This is a genomic window from Bradyrhizobium sp. WSM1417, from assembly GCF_000515415.1.
Lineage (GTDB): Bacteria > Pseudomonadota > Alphaproteobacteria > Rhizobiales > Xanthobacteraceae > Bradyrhizobium.
In genome coordinates, this window is record NZ_KI911783.1 from 5,976,982 (window position 1) to 5,996,156 (window position 19,175).

The 19,175-nt window shown below is 64.5% G+C and carries 15 protein-coding genes; 7 read left to right on the forward strand and 8 right to left on the reverse strand.

Annotated elements, in window-relative coordinates:
• Nucleotides 1-61: 61 nt before the first annotated feature.
• Complete coding sequence (locus BRA1417_RS0129445) at nt 62-1,990, forward strand: sigma 54-interacting transcriptional regulator (protein ID WP_027518856.1); 1,929 nt, start codon at nt 62-64, stop codon at nt 1,988-1,990.
• A 6-nt stretch (nt 1,991-1,996) separates the two neighbouring features.
• Here the strand turns inward: BRA1417_RS0129445 and BRA1417_RS0129450 are convergent, their stop codons facing one another.
• From BRA1417_RS0129450 to BRA1417_RS0129460, 3 genes are read right to left on the reverse strand one after another with little or no spacing between them, the layout of a single operon-like run.
• Nucleotides 1,997-2,875 carry a sulfurtransferase gene (locus tag BRA1417_RS0129450; RefSeq protein ID WP_027518857.1) on the reverse strand — a complete coding sequence of 293 codons (879 nt, stop codon included), beginning with the start codon at nt 2,873-2,875 and terminating at the stop codon, nt 1,997-1,999.
• Nucleotides 2,876-2,921: 46 nt separating this feature from the next.
• Entirely contained in the window at nt 2,922-4,034 is a 1,113-nt protein-coding gene (locus BRA1417_RS0129455; RefSeq protein ID WP_027518858.1) for an acyl-CoA dehydrogenase family protein, read from the reverse strand.
• Nucleotides 4,035-4,065: 31 nt separating this feature from the next.
• Nucleotides 4,066-4,611 carry an OsmC family protein gene (locus BRA1417_RS0129460; protein WP_027518859.1) on the reverse strand — a complete coding sequence of 182 codons (546 nt, stop codon included), beginning with the start codon at nt 4,609-4,611 and terminating at the stop codon, nt 4,066-4,068.
• 245 nt (nt 4,612-4,856) lie between these two features.
• Here BRA1417_RS0129460 and BRA1417_RS0129465 point away from each other — a divergent pair, with 245 nt between their 5' ends.
• Nucleotides 4,857-5,537, forward strand: a complete 681-nt coding sequence (locus tag BRA1417_RS0129465) for a TetR/AcrR family transcriptional regulator (RefSeq protein WP_027518860.1) — start codon at nt 4,857-4,859, stop codon at nt 5,535-5,537.
• Between the two features lie 78 nt (nt 5,538-5,615).
• On the opposite strand, the gene BRA1417_RS0129470 is transcribed toward BRA1417_RS0129465, so the two are convergent.
• Nucleotides 5,616-7,184, reverse strand: a complete 1,569-nt coding sequence (locus BRA1417_RS0129470) for an alpha/beta fold hydrolase (protein ID WP_027518861.1) — start codon at nt 7,182-7,184, stop codon at nt 5,616-5,618.
• A gap of 147 nt (nt 7,185-7,331) precedes the next feature.
• On the opposite strand from BRA1417_RS0129470, the gene mddA reads away from it, so the two are divergent.
• From mddA to BRA1417_RS0129485, 3 genes are read left to right on the forward strand one after another with little or no spacing between them, the layout of a single operon-like run.
• Nucleotides 7,332-8,081: a methanethiol S-methyltransferase gene (gene mddA / locus BRA1417_RS0129475; protein WP_027518862.1), complete on the forward strand. Its 750-nt coding sequence runs from the start codon at nt 7,332-7,334 to the stop codon at nt 8,079-8,081.
• On the forward strand, nt 8,078-9,055 hold the full coding sequence (locus BRA1417_RS0129480) for an NADPH:quinone oxidoreductase family protein (RefSeq protein ID WP_027518863.1): 978 nt from the start codon (nt 8,078-8,080) through the stop codon (nt 9,053-9,055). The genes mddA and BRA1417_RS0129480 overlap by 4 nt, the downstream gene beginning before the upstream one ends.
• Before the next feature lie 28 nt (nt 9,056-9,083).
• Nucleotides 9,084-9,839 (forward strand): hypothetical protein, encoded by a 756-nt coding sequence (locus BRA1417_RS0129485; protein ID WP_027518864.1) that lies wholly within the window; start codon nt 9,084-9,086, stop codon nt 9,837-9,839.
• 99 nt (nt 9,840-9,938) lie between these two features.
• Here the strand turns inward: BRA1417_RS0129485 and BRA1417_RS0129490 are convergent, their stop codons facing one another.
• Both BRA1417_RS0129490 and BRA1417_RS0129495 read right to left on the reverse strand, forming a co-directional pair.
• Complete coding sequence (locus tag BRA1417_RS0129490) at nt 9,939-11,621, reverse strand: tetratricopeptide repeat protein (protein WP_027518865.1); 1,683 nt, start codon at nt 11,619-11,621, stop codon at nt 9,939-9,941.
• Between the two features lie 98 nt (nt 11,622-11,719).
• Entirely contained in the window at nt 11,720-12,919 is a 1,200-nt protein-coding gene (locus BRA1417_RS0129495) for a TrmJ/YjtD family RNA methyltransferase (RefSeq protein WP_027518866.1), read from the reverse strand.
• 357 nt (nt 12,920-13,276) lie between these two features.
• Here BRA1417_RS0129495 and BRA1417_RS0129500 point away from each other — a divergent pair, with 357 nt between their 5' ends.
• Nucleotides 13,277-14,491, forward strand: a complete 1,215-nt coding sequence (locus BRA1417_RS0129500) for an NADP-dependent isocitrate dehydrogenase (RefSeq protein WP_027518867.1) — start codon at nt 13,277-13,279, stop codon at nt 14,489-14,491.
• Between the two features lie 99 nt (nt 14,492-14,590).
• Nucleotides 14,591-15,085, forward strand: a complete 495-nt coding sequence (locus BRA1417_RS0129505) for a DUF3455 domain-containing protein (RefSeq protein WP_027518868.1) — start codon at nt 14,591-14,593, stop codon at nt 15,083-15,085.
• Nucleotides 15,086-15,089: 4 nt separating this feature from the next.
• On the opposite strand, the gene BRA1417_RS0129510 is transcribed toward BRA1417_RS0129505, so the two are convergent.
• On the reverse strand, nt 15,090-16,316 hold the full coding sequence (locus BRA1417_RS0129510) for a cyclic nucleotide-gated ion channel (protein ID WP_027518869.1): 1,227 nt from the start codon (nt 16,314-16,316) through the stop codon (nt 15,090-15,092).
• A gap of 4 nt (nt 16,317-16,320) precedes the next feature.
• A complete protein-coding gene (gene alaS / locus BRA1417_RS0129515) occupies nt 16,321-19,014 on the reverse strand; it encodes an alanine--tRNA ligase (protein ID WP_027518870.1) in 2,694 nt (897 codons plus the stop codon).
• Nucleotides 19,015-19,175 lie beyond the last annotated feature (161 nt).

A 19,175-nucleotide genomic window follows, 5' to 3' on the forward strand; every position in this document is an offset into this window, starting at 1 on the left:
CTTGGTCATTACGAAAATTCGTGATAAACGATATTTCGTAGTTGAATAACGAGATTTCGTAATGGCAACGACGCCAATACTTGCCCACGACGATGTGGCCCCGAGCATCGATCCGCGCGTCGCGGCTTTCGAATCCTCGGTCGAAGCGACGCTGCTGATCGACCCCTTCGGCGACCAGATCGTCGATGCCAATCCCGCCGCATGCGCCCTGCTCGGCTACGACCGCGCGCTGCTGCGCCAGACCAGGGCGAGCACGCTGCATGCCGGTGAGCTTCCGGCGCTGACCGTGTTCACCCAGGCCGTGCTGCACAAGGGCGCCTACTGGACCACGGCGCTCAACCCGCGCCATGCCACCGGGCAAAATCTCCGGCTCGAATATGCGGGAAGCGTCCTGCCCCATGACGGGCGCACGCTGGTCCAGCTCACCCTCACCGATCTCGAAGCGCGCCGCCGCCGCAATGTCGATGCCGCAGCTGAAGACCACATGCGCAGCGGCATCTCGACCTGGCAGCGGGTCGAGCGCGTATTCCAGGACATCGAGCGCGAGAACCAGCTGATCCTGCGCGCCGCCGGCGAAGGCATTTACGGCGTCAACGCGGAAGGAAAGACCACCTTCGTGAACCCCGCCGCCGAGCGGATGCTGGGCTGGACGGCCGAGGAGCTGGTCGGCAAGGAAATCCATCCCATCATGCACCACACCCACCATGACGGGCGGCACTATCACAACCATGATTGCCCGATCTACGCGGCGTTCCGCGACGGCGCCGTGCACCAGGTCGACGGTGAGGTGTTCTGGCGCAAGGACGGCTCGCCGGCCTGGGTCGAATACACCTCCACGCCGATCCGCGATCGCGGCGTGGTGGTCGGCGCCGTCGTGGTGTTTCGCGACGTCAGCCAGCGCCGCGAGGCCGACGAGAAGCTGCACGCCGCGCTGGCCGAGGTCGATCGCCTCCGCGAGCGGCTCGAGCTCGAAAACGCCTACCTCCAGGAAGAAATCCGCATCGAGACCAATCCGCGCGGCATCATCGGTGGCAGCGAGGCGATCCAGACGACGCTGCGCCAGGTCAAGCTGGTGGCGCCGACCAGCGCGGCGGTGATGATCACCGGGGAATCCGGCACCGGCAAGGAGCTGATCGCGCGCGCCATACACGAGGATTCTACCCGCAGAGACCGGCCGCTGATCCGCGTCAACTGCGCCGCGATCCCGCGCGAACTGTTCGAAAGCGAATTCTTCGGCCATGTCCGCGGCGCCTTCACCGGCGCGACGCGCGACCGCATCGGCCGCTTCGAGCTTGCCGATGGCGGCACGCTGTTCCTCGACGAGGTCGGCGAGATCCCGCTCGAATTGCAAGGCAAGCTGCTGCGCGTGTTGCAGGAGGGCAATTTCGAGCGCGTCGGCCAAGAGCGCACCCGCGCGGTCGACGTCCGCGTCATCGCCGCCACCAATCGCGACCTCAAGCAGGAGGTGCAGCGCGGCCGTTTTCGCGAGGACCTCTACTTCCGCCTCAACGTGTTTCCGATCGAGACGGTGCCCCTGCGCGAACGGCGCGAGGACATTCCTCTGCTCGCCCAGCATTTTCTCACGCGCGAGAGCAAGGCGCTGAAATCGAATCTGCGGCTGTCGGAAGGCGATGCGCGGCGGCTCGCTCGCTACGACTGGCCCGGCAATGTCCGCGAACTCCAGAACGTGATCGAGCGCGCCGCGATCCTGTCGCAGAACGGCCGTTTGCGGATTGATCTGCCCGACTCCTCTGGCACGCAGACCCCAGCTGGCGCCACGCGGCAGAAGGCTGACGCGCGGCCCGCTGTGATGACGTCATCCGAAATGCGCGACCACGAGCGCGCCAACATCCTGGCCGCGCTCGAGAGCTGCGCCGGAAAAGTGTTCGGCCCCGGTGGTGCGGCCGAGATGCTCGACATCAAGCCGACCACGCTGGCCTCGCGAATCAAGGCGCTGGGAATCGCGCCCCGTCCGCGGGCCGGCGGCTAGCGGCGATCACGCCGCCTTGGTCGTCACCTCCGATGCGATCGGCAATCCCTGCTCGATCGGCAGCGACGGATCGCGCGACCATTCGTTCCAGGAGCCGAAATACATCCGCACGTCCTTCACGCCGGCGTTCTTGAGCGCCAGGAACGTGTTCGAGGCGCGAGCCCCCTTGAAGCAGTAGAGATAGACCGGCGTGGAGGGCGAGATGCCGACCGTGGCGCATTCCGCCAGGATCTCGTCCTTGGATTTGAAGCGCGGTCCCTCGGCGGTCGGCTTCATCATGCGATACCATTCCAGCCACACCGCACCGGGAATGCGGCCCTTGCGCGGGCAGAAATCCTTCCCATAAGGCGACGAGCTGTCGCCGATCCACTCGTCGACGTCGCGCACGTCGAGGATGGCGACACCCGGCTTGCCGACGGCCGCCAGCATGGTCTTGGCGTCGATCAGGATCTCACCCGCTTCAGGCACGAGTCCGAACGACGCCTTCACCGGCGCCGGGACATCCTTCGTCACCGGAAGACCTGCGGCCACCCAGGCATCGAAGCCACCATGCAGCACCTTGATCTTGGGATAGCCGAGCATGGTGAGCAGGTAGTAGCCGCGGCAGGACTGGCCGAAGCCGGAGTTCATCGACTGCTCGTAGATCACGGCTGTTTCCTTGCCGGACAGGCCCGCGCCGCCAAAGGCGTCGGCGAATTTGGTCTTCAGCTCGGCCATTCCCTCCGGAGTCGAGGTCGCAAGAAACGTGAATATCTCATGCACGTTCACGGCATTGGGAAGGTGCCCGGCGCCATAGGTGTCGGGGTTGCGGGTGTCGATTACGACACAGGGCTCGGTCTTCAAGAGATCGGCAAGTTCGCTGGCAGAGATCAGAACGTCCGTCATTGGCAGCCTCTCCGTTGAGGTTAGATGGTGGGTGGGCTCGTAGAACTCAGGAATCGGCGAGCATCTTGCGCAGCTGCTTGGTGGCAGGCGTGACGATCGCGACGAAATAGGCCTCGCGCAGGCGGCGCTGCGCGCGGTGGGACTTGAGGTAGCCGCGCGCGCCACAATGCAGCATCGCCGCATGCGCCGCGGCGACGCTGGCCTCGCCGGCGCGAAGTCGCAGCGCGATCACCTTGCGCCAGTAGGTCTCCTCTTCATTGTAGGGATCGCGCGCCAGCGCCATGGTCTCGGTCTCGAGCTCGGCGGCGAGTTCGCGGAAGTGCACCGGCTGTTGCGGCAAATAGCGGTTGATGTGACCGAGGGGATTGTCGACCTCGTCCATGATGTTGATGCAGTCCTTGATGAGCCCGAGCGCCATGCCGGCCTGCAGCAGGATGAATCCGGCGCGGATCTTCTTCACGAAGGGGCCGGCGGGATCGGCCAGGATCAGCTCGTCAGGCACAAAGGCGTCGCGGAACTGCACGCCGTAAGTGCCGGTACCGTCCATGGCGAGAAACGGCTTGCATGGCGTCAGCGTGATTGCGGGGTCGGAGCAGTCCGCGAGGAACATGACAGTGCCAGGCTCGTCCTCGCGTTCGAAGATGGTGCCGAAATAATGGCCCGGGCCGAGATTGGAGACCCAGGGCAGCGCGCCGCGCACGATGTAGCCGCCCTCGACCTTGCGCCCCTTCAGCTTGAGCTTTTCGATGCCGAAAAAGCTCTTCATCGGATTGGAAAGCCCGGTGCCGCCGAGCACGCGACCGGTCGAGAACGCATCGCCGAAACGCTTTGCCAGCTTCATGTTGGTGGAGTTGGCGGCGTACCAGACCAGTGTGTTCTGGCACCACGCCATGAAGGCGGTGCTGCCGCAGACCTCGCCGATCGCCGACATGGCCTGGATCGCACAGCGCAAGTCTGCGGGCCCTTCGTGCGGCACGTGACTGCCCCAGGCGCCGACCTCGCCGAATTGGCGCAGCACCTCGGCGGGATAGATGGTGCCGTCATCGATGCCGGCGGCGAGCGGCGCGAGCTGCTCCCGCGCAATCCGCGCCACCTCGCCTGCAATGGACGGTGCGGGCTGATCCAAAACTTCGGCCCGTGATAAAGCCAGTGAACCCATGGTCGTCTCCCGCACCTTGTCCTGTTGCCGTCTACGAGATGCCGACCTCGAGATTGACCGGGCGGGTGAAGGTGTTGGCGACCGGCGACCATTGCTTCACATGGGCGACCAGCGCATTGATCTCGTCCGGCGAGATCCCCTCACATTCCATGTCGACCTTGACGCGCACATCCGTAAATCCAACGGGCTTGTCCGAGATGTCACCGGTGCCCCACACCGCAGTGATGTTGAGGTCGCCCTCGAGCTCGAGCTCGAGCTTGTTGACGATCCAGCCGCGATGCACGGCGTTGGCGTGCAGGCCGACGGCGAGGCAGGAGCCGAGCGCGGCGAGCGAGGCTTCGGACGGATTGGGCGCGGTGTCGTCGCCCAGAAGCCCCGGCGGCTCGTCGACGATGTAGGGCGGCAGACTGCGGATATAGTTGGCGTGGCGGAATTTTCCTTCCGCGACCGTCTTGCACTTCAAGGTCTTGATGACCTTCGGATTGGCCTTGCCGTTGGCGATCAGTTGCTCGAGGCCATTCTTGTCGATGGGCGCGAGGCAACCCGTCAGCACTGTCTTTTGAACGACGGCAGTCATCATCTTCTCCCTGGCAGAAGTGGAAATCGGCAGGATACCGAACGGTCTGTTTCCTTGCACGGAGCGTGCCAGATGAGGCCAAAATCAAAAGGCGAAGTATTGGAGCCTCTTAGCGAACACTGCCTGCGGATTGATCAGCCGCCGTTTGCCCAAAGGCGATGCAGACGGGCTTTCCCGTGCGAATCTTTTCAGCGCGAACAGATGCGGCTTGCTGATGCGGCGCGGCTGCGGGTAAGTTTGGACTCATGGCCAAGCTTTCACTGAACAAGCCCTCCCCGAACAAGACGTCAAAGAAGAAGTCTCATTCGCCGCACGGCGGCGCCAGTGACGACGAGTCCGCGCGCGGACGCCTGCTCAACGCGGCGACGCATCTGTTCTGCAAGAACGGCATCAACGCCACCGGCATCGACGCGATCATCGCGGAAGCCGGCACCGCGAAGACCACGCTCTATAAATTGTTCGGCTCCAAGACCAATCTCATCAACGCGGTGCTGGAGAGCGAAGGCAAGCAGTGGCGCGAATGGTTCATCGGCGCCATGGAAGAAGGCGGCGGCGACGCCCAGGCCAAGCTCACGCGCATCTTCCCGGCCCTGAAGAGCTGGTTCGCGGAGGAGCGCTTCTACGGCTGCCCCTTCATCAACGCGGTCGGCGAGCACGACAAGGACGCCAAGCAGTTCCGCAACATCGCGCTGAAGCACAAGAAGATCGTGCTCGGCCACATCGAGAAGCTCGCCGGCGAGCTCGGATCGAACGAGCCCGTCGTGCTCGCGCACCAGCTCGGGCTGTTGATAGACGGCGCCATCGTCGCCGCGATGGTGTCGCGCGATCCGGGCGTGGCGGATACGGCAGCGCTGACGGCGGGTCCCCTGCTCAGCCAGCCCAAGGCAAAGAAGAAGCGCGCGGCGGATCAGTTAGAGGCGGTGTAGGTCGCCGGCCTCGTAGCCCGCATGGAGCGCAGCGGAATGCGGGGACACTGTCCCGGATTGCGCTCCGCTCCATCCGGGCTACAGCACTTTACGGCCCGCTCTCGCCTCGCGCGGCAACATATCTATGAATCTTTTGATCGCCTCCAGCACCGGTCCTTGATCGCCCGCAAAGAACCAATGATCATTGCCGTCGAGCTCGACGAATTGCGCACCTTTGATCCGGCTCGCCACATCGCGGCCGGCCGCGATCCGTACCGCCTTGTCGTCCCGACGGTGCAGCACCAGAGTCGGCATGGCAATCTGCGGCAAAAGCTGCCGCACGTCGGCGTCGCGAAACGCCTCAAGCACCGCCGAGATGCCGCCGGGACTTGAGGCCGCGCGCAATAGCCCGGCCCACCAGGCGCGGGCCTGGGGATCGCTCGCAAGGCTGGGCGCAAAGGTTTCAATCTCCACCGGACCTCCCCATTGCGCGATGAGGTGCTTGCTCCAGGCGTCGTACTGGCTTGCGCGCAACGCGTGCGGATAATCCTGCGACCAGCAGCCCTTGGCCAAGGCACCGAACAGGATGAGTCCGGCCACGAGACGCGGCTCGTCGACCGCAAATTTGATGCAGGCCGGCCCGCACTCGGATGCGCCGAACAGCACGACGCGGCGCGCATCCACTACCTGCAGCACGGTGCCGATGTCCTCCGCGGTGACGTCGATACCGGGGGCCGATCCAACCCGGTCGGACAACCCGATGCCGCGGCGATCGAACACGATCAGGCGCCCAAGCTTCATCAGCGAGGCCAGAAACGCCCGGCTTGCGGGGTGCTCCCAGGCGCGTTCCACATGCGACACGAAGCCAGGCATGACCAGGATATCGAGCGGACCGCTGCCATAGGCCTGATACGCCAGATGCACGCCGGCGCCCTTCACGTAGCGCGTCGCTGGAACGGCGTGTGCCGCCGCGGGACTCATTAACGCCTCGGTCTCGGCTTCGGGCCTAACACCAAGCTCGTCACGCAGCCGCTGCGTCAGTGCCGCGTGGTGCCGCTCTGCCGCGCTGCGGTCGCCCGCCACCAGCAGGCTGCGGATCAGATGCCGGCCGTAGACCTCGCTCAAAGGATCGAGCTCGACCAGGCGGGTCGCATGCGCGGCCGCGGCAAAGTAGTCGCCGCCGGCAGTCTTGTCCTGCACCAGACGCTCCAGCGCATGCATCAGCCGTCCCCGCAGCGCCTCGCGGCGGAAGAACGCCCAATCGTCGAATTCCGGACAATCCTCCGGCGAGAAGCCTGCGAGGAAATCTCCCCCGTAGACCTGGCAGGCCTCGTCAAAGTCACCGCGATCGCAGGCGCTCTCGAACAGATGTGCATCGACCGTCAAAGCCATTGCCGGAGACCATTGCAGACTGGTCCGGTCGGTCTCGAACACCTGCTGACCGAGCGTCAGCTCGACCCGGTGAAGCAGGCGCCGCAATCGCGCAAGCCCGGTCTCGCGGTCAGTTTCAGGCCACAGCAGCGTCGCCATGATTTCGCGGGCCACAGCGCCCTTGGCCTCCGCGAGATAGACCAGCAGCGCGAGGCCCTTGCGCAAGGCCAGCTTGATCGGGCGGCCGTCGGCGTGGACCTCCGGGAACCCGAACGTCCCCAGCGAGAAAGCCGTCATGAAAGTCCTCCCTCCCCTCGCGGCGCCCCCGGGGACGTACAGGGGACGGTCCAGCAGTAGCAATCGGGGCAGATCGAGCCTGCTCGCCGGCGAGCAATTCAGGCTCCTGCATGCGGCACGGCTGCATTAGGCACAATAGGAAAAAACATGATCTCGCGCCTCCTGATCCTGCTCTACGCCATCGTGAGCTACGTCATCTTCACGGTCTCATTTCTCTATGCGCTCGGTTTCGTCGGCAATTATGTCGTGCCCAAGTCGATAGATATGTCGATCGACGTCGGCAACTCGACGGACCTGAGCGTGGCCGTCGTCGTCAACCTGCTGCTGATGAGCCTGTTTGCAATCCAGCACAGCGTCATGGCGCGCCCGGCCTTCAAGCGATGGTCGGCAAAATTCCTTTCCCCCGCCTGCCAGCGCAGCACCTATGTGCTGCTCTCCAGCCTGATCCTGCTGCTCCTGTTCTGGCAGTGGCGCCCGATTCCGGCGCCGGTCTGGCAAACGAGCGGAACGGTGGCCTGGTTGCTGATCGGCGTGCATTGGCTTGGCTGGCTGATCGCGTTCGCCTCGACCCACATGATCGATCATTTCGATCTGTTCGGCCTCCGCCAGGCCTTCGTCGCGTTCCGCGGGAGCGAGATACCAGGTCAATCGTTCAGGACGCCGCTGCTCTACAAGATCGTGCGGCATCCCATCATGCTCGGCTTTCTGCTCGCGTTCTGGGCCACGCCCGAGATGACCGTCGGCCACTTTCTGTTTGCGCTCGCAAACACCGCCTACATCCTGGCCGCGCTTCAGTTCGAGGAGCGCGACCTGATCGCCGAGTTCGGCGCGACTTACCAGGACTATCGCCGGCGTGTTCCCATGCTGCTGCCGCGTCTCTTCGGAGCGCCCCGATGAAAGCGATTCTGTGCACAGCGTTCACCGGACCCGGCGATTTACGCCTCGGCGAGATCGACGAGCCGAAGCCCTCCGGCGACGAGATCCTGATCGAGGTCCATGCGGCCTCCGTCAGTTTCATGGACCAGTTGATGGTCTCGGGGCTCTACCAGATGCGGCCGCCGACGCCCTTCGTGCCCGGCACGGAAGCATCCGGTGTCGTCATCGCGGTGGGCGGCGCGGTCACGGCATTCGCTCCCGGCGACCGCGTGGCATGCAGCGCCTGGACCGGCGGCTACGCCGAACGGATGATAGCGAAGGACTCAAAGTGCGTGCTTCTGCCGGAAGGCGTCGCGTTCGAGGCCGCGGCGACGGTCCTGCACAATTACGGCACGGCCTATTATGCGCTGGTCGAGCGGGCCAGGGCGCAGCGCGGCGAAACGCTGTTCGTCACGGGCGCTGCCGGCGGAGTTGGCCTCGCCGCCGTCGATCTCGGCCGCCATTTGGGCTTGCGCGTCGTCGCCGGTATCGGCTCCGATGACAAGGCCGCCCTGGTTCGCAATTATGGAGCCAGCGACATCGTCAATTATCGTAGCGAGGATCTGCGCGACCGGATCAAGGCGATCACCGGCGGCGAAGGGATCGATGTCGGCTTCGACAATGTCGGCGGCGCGATATTCCAGCAGATGGCCCGGTCGATGAAGTGGGGCGGCCGGCTGATGCCGATCGGCTTCACCAGCGGCGAGATTCCTCAGCTCCCGATGAACCTTCCGCTGCTGAAGAACTATTCCATCCTCGGGGTCTTCCTCGGCGCCTGGGCGGAGAAATTCTCGCTCGAAGCGGCGCGCATGAACGCCACACTGATGCAACTGCTGGCCGGCGGGAAAATCCGTCCGCACGTCGACCGCGTCCTCCCTTTGGAGGAGGCCGGCGAAGCCATGCGTGCCGTGGCCAACCGAACGGTTCAGGGGCGAATTGTCCTCAAGATCAGGTAAAGTGCACGGGGAAGAGAGAACAAAACCGATGACACAGATCATCATCGACAAACGCTTTTGCGGTCCTCCGAACTCCGGCAACGGCGGCTATGTCTGCGGCCGGCTGGCCTGCCACATTCCCGGCGCCGCGGAGATCACGCTGCGCGCACCGCCGCCGCTGGACACGCCGCTCGATGCGGTCGCAACGGACGACGGCACATGGGAGCTTCGCGACGGCGACAAGATCGTCGCGACCGGGCGGCCGGCAAGCGTCGAGCTTGCGCGCGTGGAAACAGCCAGCTTCGAGGAGGCGTGCGCGGCCGAATTGTTGACCCCGGTGAAGCCGCACGAGCATCCGCTGCCGACATGTTTCGTGTGCGGGCCCGCTAGGGCAAAAGGCGACGGCCTGCGCATTTTTGCCGGCTCGTTCGCAGGTCATGCGCAGAAGGCCGTTCTCGCGGCGAGCTGGATCCCGGATCAGAATCTGGCCGCCGAGGACGGCCTGGTCGCCTCTGAATTTCTCTGGTCGGCACTCGATTGCCCCACCGGCTTTGCCTGCAATTGCGATCAGCAGAGCGGCAGCTTCGACAAGGCACCGTTGCTGCTGGGCCGGATGTCGGCGCGGATCGAGGCCCGCCCGCACCCCGGCGAGCCATGCATCATCACCGCCTGGCCGACGGGCCGCGACGGCCGCAAACGCACGGCCGAGGCGGCGCTTCACGATGAAGCGGGGAGATTGCTGGCGGTGGCGAAGGCAACGTGGATCGCGGTCGATCGCCAAGTGCAGCTCGGGCGTCCTTCGTAGGGTGACCACAGGCGCGCAGCGCCATGCCCACCGCTTCCGTCTAGCTACGTGAGATGGCGGCACGCTTCGCTTTGCCCGCCTTAGGAAGCCTGATCGAGGTCAGCGGCTCGCTCGCAGCGAAATGAGCTCAACGTCGGCTGCCTGCTTCTCGATGAAGGTCTTCGGGCAATCGGCCGCCGCCTGATCCAAGAGCCTAAGCGCCTCTTCCTTGGAGCCGTCTTGCAATGCGCGCTCGGCAATATAGAAATTTGCCTCGCAAAACTGCCACTTTCTCTTCATCGGGTCGGCGTCGTCCGCCGCGCTGAGCACTTGCTCCGGCGTCATCGTGCCAAGAAAGAGATTGACGATCGGCGTGGGCCATTTCGTCGCGTCCAGCTGCTTCGCAGCCTCGCTCAGCCGGCTCTGTTGGTCACTGCGCCTTGCAACGATTTCGCGCCACAAAACCGGATAGGCATCCTTTGGATTGAGCTGGATTGATTGATCGAGGTCAGCCAGCGATTTCGCGAAAGAGGCATTCTGCCAATAGACCCTTGCACGATGAAAGTACGCGCGCGCATCCTTGGCATCGAGTTGCACGAGTTGATCGTAGTCCGCAAGCGACCGGCCGAAGTCTCCTTTGGCCCTGTACGCGTTGCCGCGAGACGATATTGCATCCTTGTCCCTGGGATTGAGGCGAATCGCCTCATCGTAATCTGCGATGGCGCGGTCAAGATCGCCTTTCGCATAGTAGGCTACCCCCCGAGCGCGGAGCACGGGCCCGTCCCCTGAAGCGAGTGCAATTGATTCACCCGCGACGGACGTGGAAATGGGGTCACTTTCCTGACCTTGAATCCGCGTCTGCCGACCGCCCGAGATTCCTTGATCCTGATGTAGCAGCTGGATCACCCGGTCGTAATCGGCGATGGCGCGATCATAGTCGCCTTTTTGAGCATAGACGACGCCGCGGCAGCCGTAGGCAGTCCGGCTTTGTGGATTCAGCTCGATGACCCGGTCATAGTCGGCGATAGCGCGGTCGAGTTCGCCCAGCTGAGAAAAGGACTCGGCTCGGAAGTAGTAAAAATTCTCCTTCGTGGGCCTGATCGGCATGGTTTGAGCGAGTTCGGCCAATGCACGTTCTCTATTGCCCTTGGCGAAATAAACCCGACCACGGCACAGTTGGCCGCCGCCGGTTTGGGGGCTGATCTCGACCGCTCGATCACAGTCGGCCATGGCCCGATCCGGATCTCCCTTGCGAACGTAAGCAAGGCCTCGCTCGACATACGCTATGACATTGTCGGGATGGATCAGGAGAGCCTGATCATAGTCGGCGATGGCGCGAACGAAGTCGCGTCTCGCCGAATAGACGTGAGCACGTCCGATATATGCGTAGGTACTCTTCGGATCGAGCTCGATTGCCTTGGCGTAATCTGACAGCGCGGCCTCGGGCTGTCGCTTTTGAATAAACGCAGAGGCCCTCGCGATACGGGCGTTCAGATTGCCCGGATCGCGCTCGATGATCTGATTGTAGTCCGCGATCGCAAAGTCGATTTCGCCCTTCTGGCGGTAGAACACGGCGCGGCGGAAACGCGCCATGATCACAGCTGGCTGCATACCGGTCGCTGCCTCGATCATGGCAGTGCAGCCCGCAATGCGGTCATCGACACTGAAATTGCCGGCCGCGTTGCACTTCGCGCTCAAGAGCATTTCCGCACGAGCGCCCGATATTTCGAGCAAGGTCGCCGACGCCAATGCGCTTACGCCTGCTGCCGCACAGACGAGCGCGCGGCCTATCATTCCGAACATGCAGTCCCCAACTCAATTCCCGGGGACGATATTAGCAACCGATTATGCTGTTGCACAGCCCTCGGTTGCAGCGCTCGCAAACCGCGGCGTGCCCAAAGTCATGTTGTTTCCGCCATCATCCCCTGCAGCCGCACCAGCTCCGCCTCCAGATCCCGCTCCACGTCCGCGGCCCGCATCTCGATCACCCGATAGTCCCGCGCCTCCAGCCACGCCCGCCTCGCCGCACGATCCGCGACGATCGCCTCGTTCTCACCCGCGTTCACCAGCTCGATCGCGATCCGGTGCGGGAACGAGACGAAGTCCGGGATGTGCCGCCCCACAGGGGTCTGGCGCTTGAACCCGCCTGCAAAACGGCGATCGCGGGTCAGGGCTTGCCAGAGCAGACGCTCGGCATCGGTCGGGTTGCGGCGGAGCAGGCGGGCGAGTCCGCGCACGGTGGAGCCGCTGTCGGGCACCCCGCCGCCCTGCCCGTGCTCGGCCAAAAGCGCGCGCAGCCGCGTGGCCTGCTCGCCGTCGAGCACGCCGCCCTTGGCGGGGCCCTTGCGCCCTTCTGCGATCGCCATCACCACCCCGTGCAGGGTGTGCATGTCCTGCTTGGTCGGCTCCATCCGGCTGAAGATGTTGCGCAGATTGACGAGCATGGTGTCGCGCTTCTCGGCCGGGCGCAGAAATTCCACCCGGTCGAGCTCGCGGATCAGATTGTCGAAGAAGGCCTGCATCTGGTGCTGCGAGGCACGCTCGGAGCGCTCCGGCATGGCGTGCGGCAGCTCACCGGAGGTTGCCCGCTTGAACCATTCGTAGCCGACCAGCAGCACGGCCTGGGCGAGGTTGAGCGAGGCAAAGCCCGGATTGACCGGGAAGGTGATGATGCGGTTGGCGAGCCCGACCTCCTCGTTGGTGAGGCCCCAGCGCTCCCGGCCGAACAGGATACCGGCCTTGCCGCCGGCCGCGACGTGCCCGGAAATCTCGCTAGCAGCGGCTTCCGGCCCCACCACCGGCTTGGCTTGGTCGTGGGGGCGCGCGGTGGTGGCGAACAGCAGGTCGAGGTCGGCGACCGCCTCACCGACCGTGTCGAACAATTCGACCTTATCCAGAATATGGTCGGCCCCGGCTGCGGCGCGCTGGGCAGCGATATTCGGCCAGCCGTCGCGCGGGTTGACGATGCGCAAGGCGCCAAGCGCGAAGTTGCCCATGGCGCGCGCGGCCATGCCGATGTTTTCGCCAAGCTGCGGCTCGACCAGGATCACGATGGGACCGTCGAGGGAAAGGCCCGCCTTGCTCTTGTCAGTCCCGGACATCTCGCTTCGCTTTCACACTGGTTCTCAAGGTCTTGGACAGGCGCTCTTGATGCATTGATTCAAGGCCGGTCTTGACCCGGTCCTGACCTAGTCTCGACCCGGCTGCCCGTTCGCCTGTCGTTTGCCTGTCCTGACGAAATTCTCAAGGGAAATAACGGGTTGGATTCGACTTTTGAATCTCGCCGGAAACCTCAGCCCGGTCCCCGCGGCAGGGCTGCTCCCGCCCCCCATCTAGGGAGGCTGGATGAGCTAAAAGTGCATAATCCCTTGGCTTTCGCCGGGCGCGTCCCGGTGCTAAGAGGCGGCGGATATTCCCGTGGCGCGCCAAAGCGCCGTTCCCAAGAGGCTTCCCCGATCATGGCAAAAATCAAGGTGTCCAACCCCGTCGTCGAACTCGATGGCGACGAGATGACCCGGATCATCTGGCAGTACATCAAGGACAAGCTGATCAACCCGTTCCTGGATGTCGAGCTGCTCTATTTCGACCTGGGCATGGAGTACCGTGACGAGACCAACGATCAGGTGACGATCGACGCTGCCGAGGCCATCAAGAAGGTCGGCGTCGGCGTCAAGTGCGCCACCATCACTCCGGACGAGGCCCGGGTGAAGGAGTTCAACCTCAAGCAGATGTGGAAGTCGCCGAACGGCACCATCCGCAACATCCTCGGCGGCGTGATCTTCCGCGAGCCGATCATCTGCAAGAACGTGCCGCGCCTGGTTCCCGGCTGGACCAAGCCGATCATCATCGGCCGCCACGCCTATGGCGACCAGTATCGCGCCACCGACATCAAGTTCCCGGGCAAGGGCACGCTGACGATGAAGTTCGTCGGCGAGGACGGCACCGTCATCGAGAAGGAAGTGTTCAAGACCCCGGGCGCCGGCGTCGCGATGCAGATGTACAATCTCGACGATTCCATCATCGACTTCGCCCGCGCGTCGTTGAACTACGGCCTGTTGCGCAACTACCCGGTCTATCTCTCGACCAAGAACACGATCATGAAGATCTATGATGGTCGGTTCAAGGACATCTTCCAGGACATCTACGAGCGCGAGTTCAAGAAGGAATTCGACGCCAAGGGCCTGACCTACGAGCACCGCCTGATCGACGACATGGTCGCTTCGGCGCTGAAATGGTCCGGCGGCTATGTCTGGGCCTGCAAGAACTACGACGGCGACGTGCAGTCCGACACGGTCGCACAGGGTTACGGCTCGCTCGGCCTGATGACCTCGGTCCTCCTCACTCCCGACGGCAAGACGGTGGAAGCCGAAGCCGCCCACGGCACGGTGACCCGCCACTACCGCGAGCACCAGAAGGGCAAGGAGACCTCGACCAACTCGATCGCGTCGATCTTCGCCTGGACCCGCGGCCTGTCGCACCGCGCCAAGCTCGACAACAATGCCGAGCTCGCCAAGTTCGCGAACACCCTGGAGAAGGTCTGCGTCGACACCGTCGAGGAAGGCTACATGACCAAGGACCTCGCGCTCCTGGTCGGCGCCGACCAGCGCTGGCTCTCGACCACCGGCTTCCTCGACAAGGTCGCCGAGAACCTGGGGAAGGCGCTGGCGGCGTAAGCCGTCCGCAATTTCGCCCGACTGGGCCGGACATCATCACGGGCCGCGTCGCAAGCGCGGCCCGTTCGCTTATTTGGACCTTTGCGCGGAGATGCGACCATGTCGATCAAGCTTGCCGTCCCCTGCCTGTTGCTGCTCGCTGGACCGGCGCTGGCCGCCGACCCGCTCCCCGACGCCATCGCCGCGCCCGGCGAGACTGTCGTGCTCAGTGTCCACGCCGAGGGCGCGCAGGTCTATGAGTGCAAGGCCGGCGCCGACGGCAAGCTCGCCTGGGCCTTCCGCGAGCCGATCGCGACGCTGCTGTCCGAGGGCAAGACGGTCGGGCGGCACTATGCCGGACCTAATTGGGAGCATGCCGACGGCAGCGCCGTGGCAGCGAAGGCGGCCGGCAATGCGCCTGGCGCGACCGCAGCCGACATTCCCTGGCTGAAACTGGAAGTGACGACCCACCGCGGCAGCGGCGTCCTCACGCCGGTTACGACGGTTCAGCGCATCAACACCCATGGCGGCAAGCTCGAGGGTTCTTGCGACAAGGCCGGCGATTTCAAGAGCGCGCCCTATTCGGCCGAGTACGTCTTCCTGAAGAAAGGCTGAGCCCTCAGCGGTCGTTGGCCTCCTTCTCCGCCTGCGCCAGCTCCGCCACCGCAAGGTCGCCGCTGCCCTCCAACCGCGCCTTTGCCGTCCTGTGGACGTGCGCGGCGAGCGTCGGCATGCGTTCGATCAGGGCGTGAAAATCCTGGGCATCGAGCACCAGCAGGCGGGTCTTGCGCGTCGCCGTCACCGTGCCGCTGCGTTTTGTCTTATGCAGCAGCGCGATCTCGCCGAAGAAGGTGCCGTCCGCGAGCCGCACCTGCTGGTTCGGCAGCGCGATCTCGACCTCGCCGGCGGTGATGAAATACATCGACGAAGCCGCATCGCCCCGCCGCACCAGGATCTCGCCCTGCTCGATCGTGCGCGCCCGCAGCAGCCGCATGATGTCAGCGATCTCGGATGCGCTGAGATGCGAGAACAGCGGCACCCGCGCCAGCATGCCCCAGGTGACCACGAAGTCGCGCCGCTTCACCTCTTCCGCAAAGGCCGTCGAGATGATCGCGACCGGCAGCGCGATCATGGCAAAGCCGCTGATGATGGTGAAGACGGAGATGAACTTTCCGAGCGCCGTCACCGGCACGACGTCGCCATAGCCGACGGTGCCGAGCGTCACGATCGCCCACCACATCGCCTGCGGAATGGTGCCGAGCTTGTCCGGCTGCACGTCGCGCTCGATGGCGTAGAGTAGCGAGGCAAACGTCAGCACCGCGCCGATCAGGATGACGATGCAGCCGATCAGCGCCCGCCGCTCCGCATGCACGGCCGCGAGCAGCGAACGCATCGCTGGCGAATAGCGCACCAGCTTGAAGAACGGCAGCACGCCGAGGGCAGCCAGCGTCGCGTGCCGGCCCGTCGCCAGCACGATCGCGGCCGGCACGAACGCGAGCAGATCGATGATGCCGAGTGCGGAGAAGACATAGCCGATCCGGTCCGACAGCGCGGACGCCGGGCGCTGGGTATGGCCCGCCACGGTCCACAGCCGCGCCGCATATTCCAGCGCGAACACGATCACGGACAGGATGGTGATCGCCGAAAACAGCGCGCCGAATTGCGCGTCCAGCTCCGGCACCGAGGCAAGGATCATGGCGGCGACGTCGAGCACGATGACGCCAATGATCAGCTGGATGAAGCGCGACCCGACCGAGTAGGCCAGCGGATCGTGCTCCAGCAATTCGTAGAGGCGATCCCTCAGATTGGGATCGGTTGAGCCACGTCCTCGCGGAACGGGGCGCACCTGCTTACGCGCCGGCCGATTTTTGTTCAGTCATGGCTTTTTCGATCGCCGTGAGCGCCGCGGCCGCATTCGCGCCATCGGGGCCGCCGGCCTGGGCCATGTCGGGACGGCCGCCGCCGCCCTTGCCGCCGAGCGCTTCGGAGGCGACCTTCACCAGATTGACCGCATTGAAACGCGAGGTGAGATCGGCGGTGACGCCGACAACCACGCCAGCCTTGCCGTCCTCGGTCACGCCGACGATCGCGACGACGCCGGAGCCGATCTGCTTCTTGCCGTCATCGGCAAGGCTCTTGAGATCCTTCATCTCGATGCCCTCGACGGCGCGCGCCATCAACTTGACGTCGCCAACCTCGCGCACGCCGGAGGCCGCGCCGTTGCTCGAAGATGCACCCCCGCCCATCGCCAGCTTCTTGCGGGCGTCGGAGAGCTCGCGCTCGAGTTTCTTGCGCTCCTCCATCAGCGCGGCAATGCGCGCCGGGACGTCGTCGATCGAGGTTCGCAGTTCGTGGGCCGCGGTCTTCGCCAGCGCCATGGTGTCGTTGGCGTGTTTTCGCGCGTAGTTGCCGGTTAAAGCCTCGATGCGGCGCACGCCGGAGGCGACCGCGCTCTCGCCGGTCAGCGTGATCAGGCCGATGTCGCCGGTGCGCCTGACATGGGTGCCGCCGCACAGCTCGACCGACCAGCCGAGCGCGTTGGCGCCGCGCTCGCGCGCGGTCCGGCCCATCGAGACGACGCGAACCTCGTCGCCATATTTCTCGCCGAACAGCGCGCGTGCGCCGGCCTCGCGGGCCTCGTCCACGCCCATGACGCGGGTCGAGACCTCGTCATTCTCCAGCACCACGTCGTTGGCGATGTCCTCGACACGCGCGAGCTCTTCCGCCGTGATCGGCTTCGGATGCACGAAGTCGAAACGTAAACGATCCGGCGCGACCATCGAGCCGCGCTGTGCGATATGGTCGCCGAGCACCTGGCGCAGCGCCTCGTGGATGAGATGCGTGGCCGAGTGATGCGCGCGGATCGAAAAGCGCCTGCCGTGATCCACTTCGAGCTGCAGCGCGGTGCCGAGCTTCAGCTCGCCGCTCTCGACCGTGCCGACGTGAACGAAGAAATCGCCGAGCTTCTTCTGCGTATCGGTGACGCGGAATTTGATGCCGCCCTCGCCGGTCAATACGCCGGTGTCGCCGACCTGGCCGCCGGACTCCGCGTAGAACGGCGTCTGGTTCAGCACGATCGCGCCGGTGTCGCCGGCCTTGAGGCTCGTGGCTTCCTTGCCGTCCTTGACCAGCGCGGTCACCACGCCTTCGGCGCTCTCGGTCTCGTAACCGAGGAATTCGGTTGCGCCCAGCTTCTCACGCAGCGGGAACCAGATCGCCTCGGAAGCCGCTTCGCCAGACCCTTTCCAGGATTCGCGCGCCTTGGCCTTCTGACGCTCCATCGCATCGGTGAAGGAAGCCTGGTCGACGCTGATGCCGCGCGACTTCAGCGCGTCCTGCGTCAAATCGAGCGGGAAGCCGTAGGTGTCGTACAGCGTGAACGCGACGTCGCCGTCGAACATGTCGCCCTTCTTCAAGGAAGCGCTCTTCTCGTCGAGAATGGCGAGGCCGCGCGTCAGCGTCTTGCGGAAGCGGGTCTCTTCCAGCCGCAGCGTTTCCTCGATCAAATTTTCCGCGCGCATCAGATCCGGATAGGCCTGGCCCATCTCGCGCACCAGCGCCCAGACCAGGCGATGCATCAGCGGCTCTTGCGCACCGAGCAGCTGCGCATGGCGCATCGCGCGACGCATGATCCGGCGCAGCACATAGCCGCGGCCCTCGTTCGAGGGCAGCACGCCGTCGGCGACCAGGAAGGCCGACGAACGCAGATGGTCGGCGATGACGCGGAACGAGGCCACCGTCTTCTCGTCAGGTCCGCTTCCGAGCGCGGACGCCGTCGCATCGATCAAATGACGGAACAGGTCGGTCTCGAACACGCTGTCGACGCCCTGCATGATGCAGGCCATGCGCTCCAGCCCCATGCCGGTGTCGATCGAGGGACGCGGCAGCGCCACGCGCTCCTCCTTCGTCACCTGCTCGTACTGCATGAACACCAAATTCCAGAATTCGAGGAAGCGGTCGCCGTCCTCTTCCGGGGAGCCCGGAGGCCCGCCCCAGATGTGCTCGCCGCGATCGATGAAGATCTCCGAGCACGGGCCGCACGGGCCGGTGTCGCCCATCGCCCAGAAATTGTCCGAGGTCGGGATGCGGATAATGCGATCCTCGGAGAAGCCCGCGATCTTCTTCCACAGTCCGGCCGCCTCGTCGTCGGTGTGGTAGACCGTGACGAGCAGCTTGTCCTTCTTGAGCCCGAACTCCTTCGTGATGAGCGTCCAGGCCAGCTCGATCGCGCGCTCCTTGAAATAGTCGCCGAACGAGAAGTTGCCGAGCATCTCGAAGAAGGTGAGATGGCGCGCGGTGTAGCCGACATTGTCGAGATCGTTGTGCTTGCCGCCGGCGCGCACGCATTTCTGCGACGTGGTGGCGCGCTGATAGGGCCGCTTCTCGACGCCGGTGAAGACGTTCTTGAACTGCACCATGCCGGCATTGGTGAACATCAACGTCGGGTCGTTGCGCGGCACCAATGGCGAGGACGACACGATCTCGTGGCCGTTCTCGGCAAAGAAGTTCAGAAAGGTCGACCTGATCTCGTTGACGCCGCTCATGTTCATCCAATCGGGTGTGCTTGGACCCGCTGACTTGCCATCCAAACCGGTGATCTGGGCTGATATCTGCGGGTCAAAGCGCTTTTAGACAAGGCCAGCTTCGCTGTCCAGAAACTGTGCAGCCAGATCAAGGCGTTGCCGCAGTCGCGCAATCCCGTTGG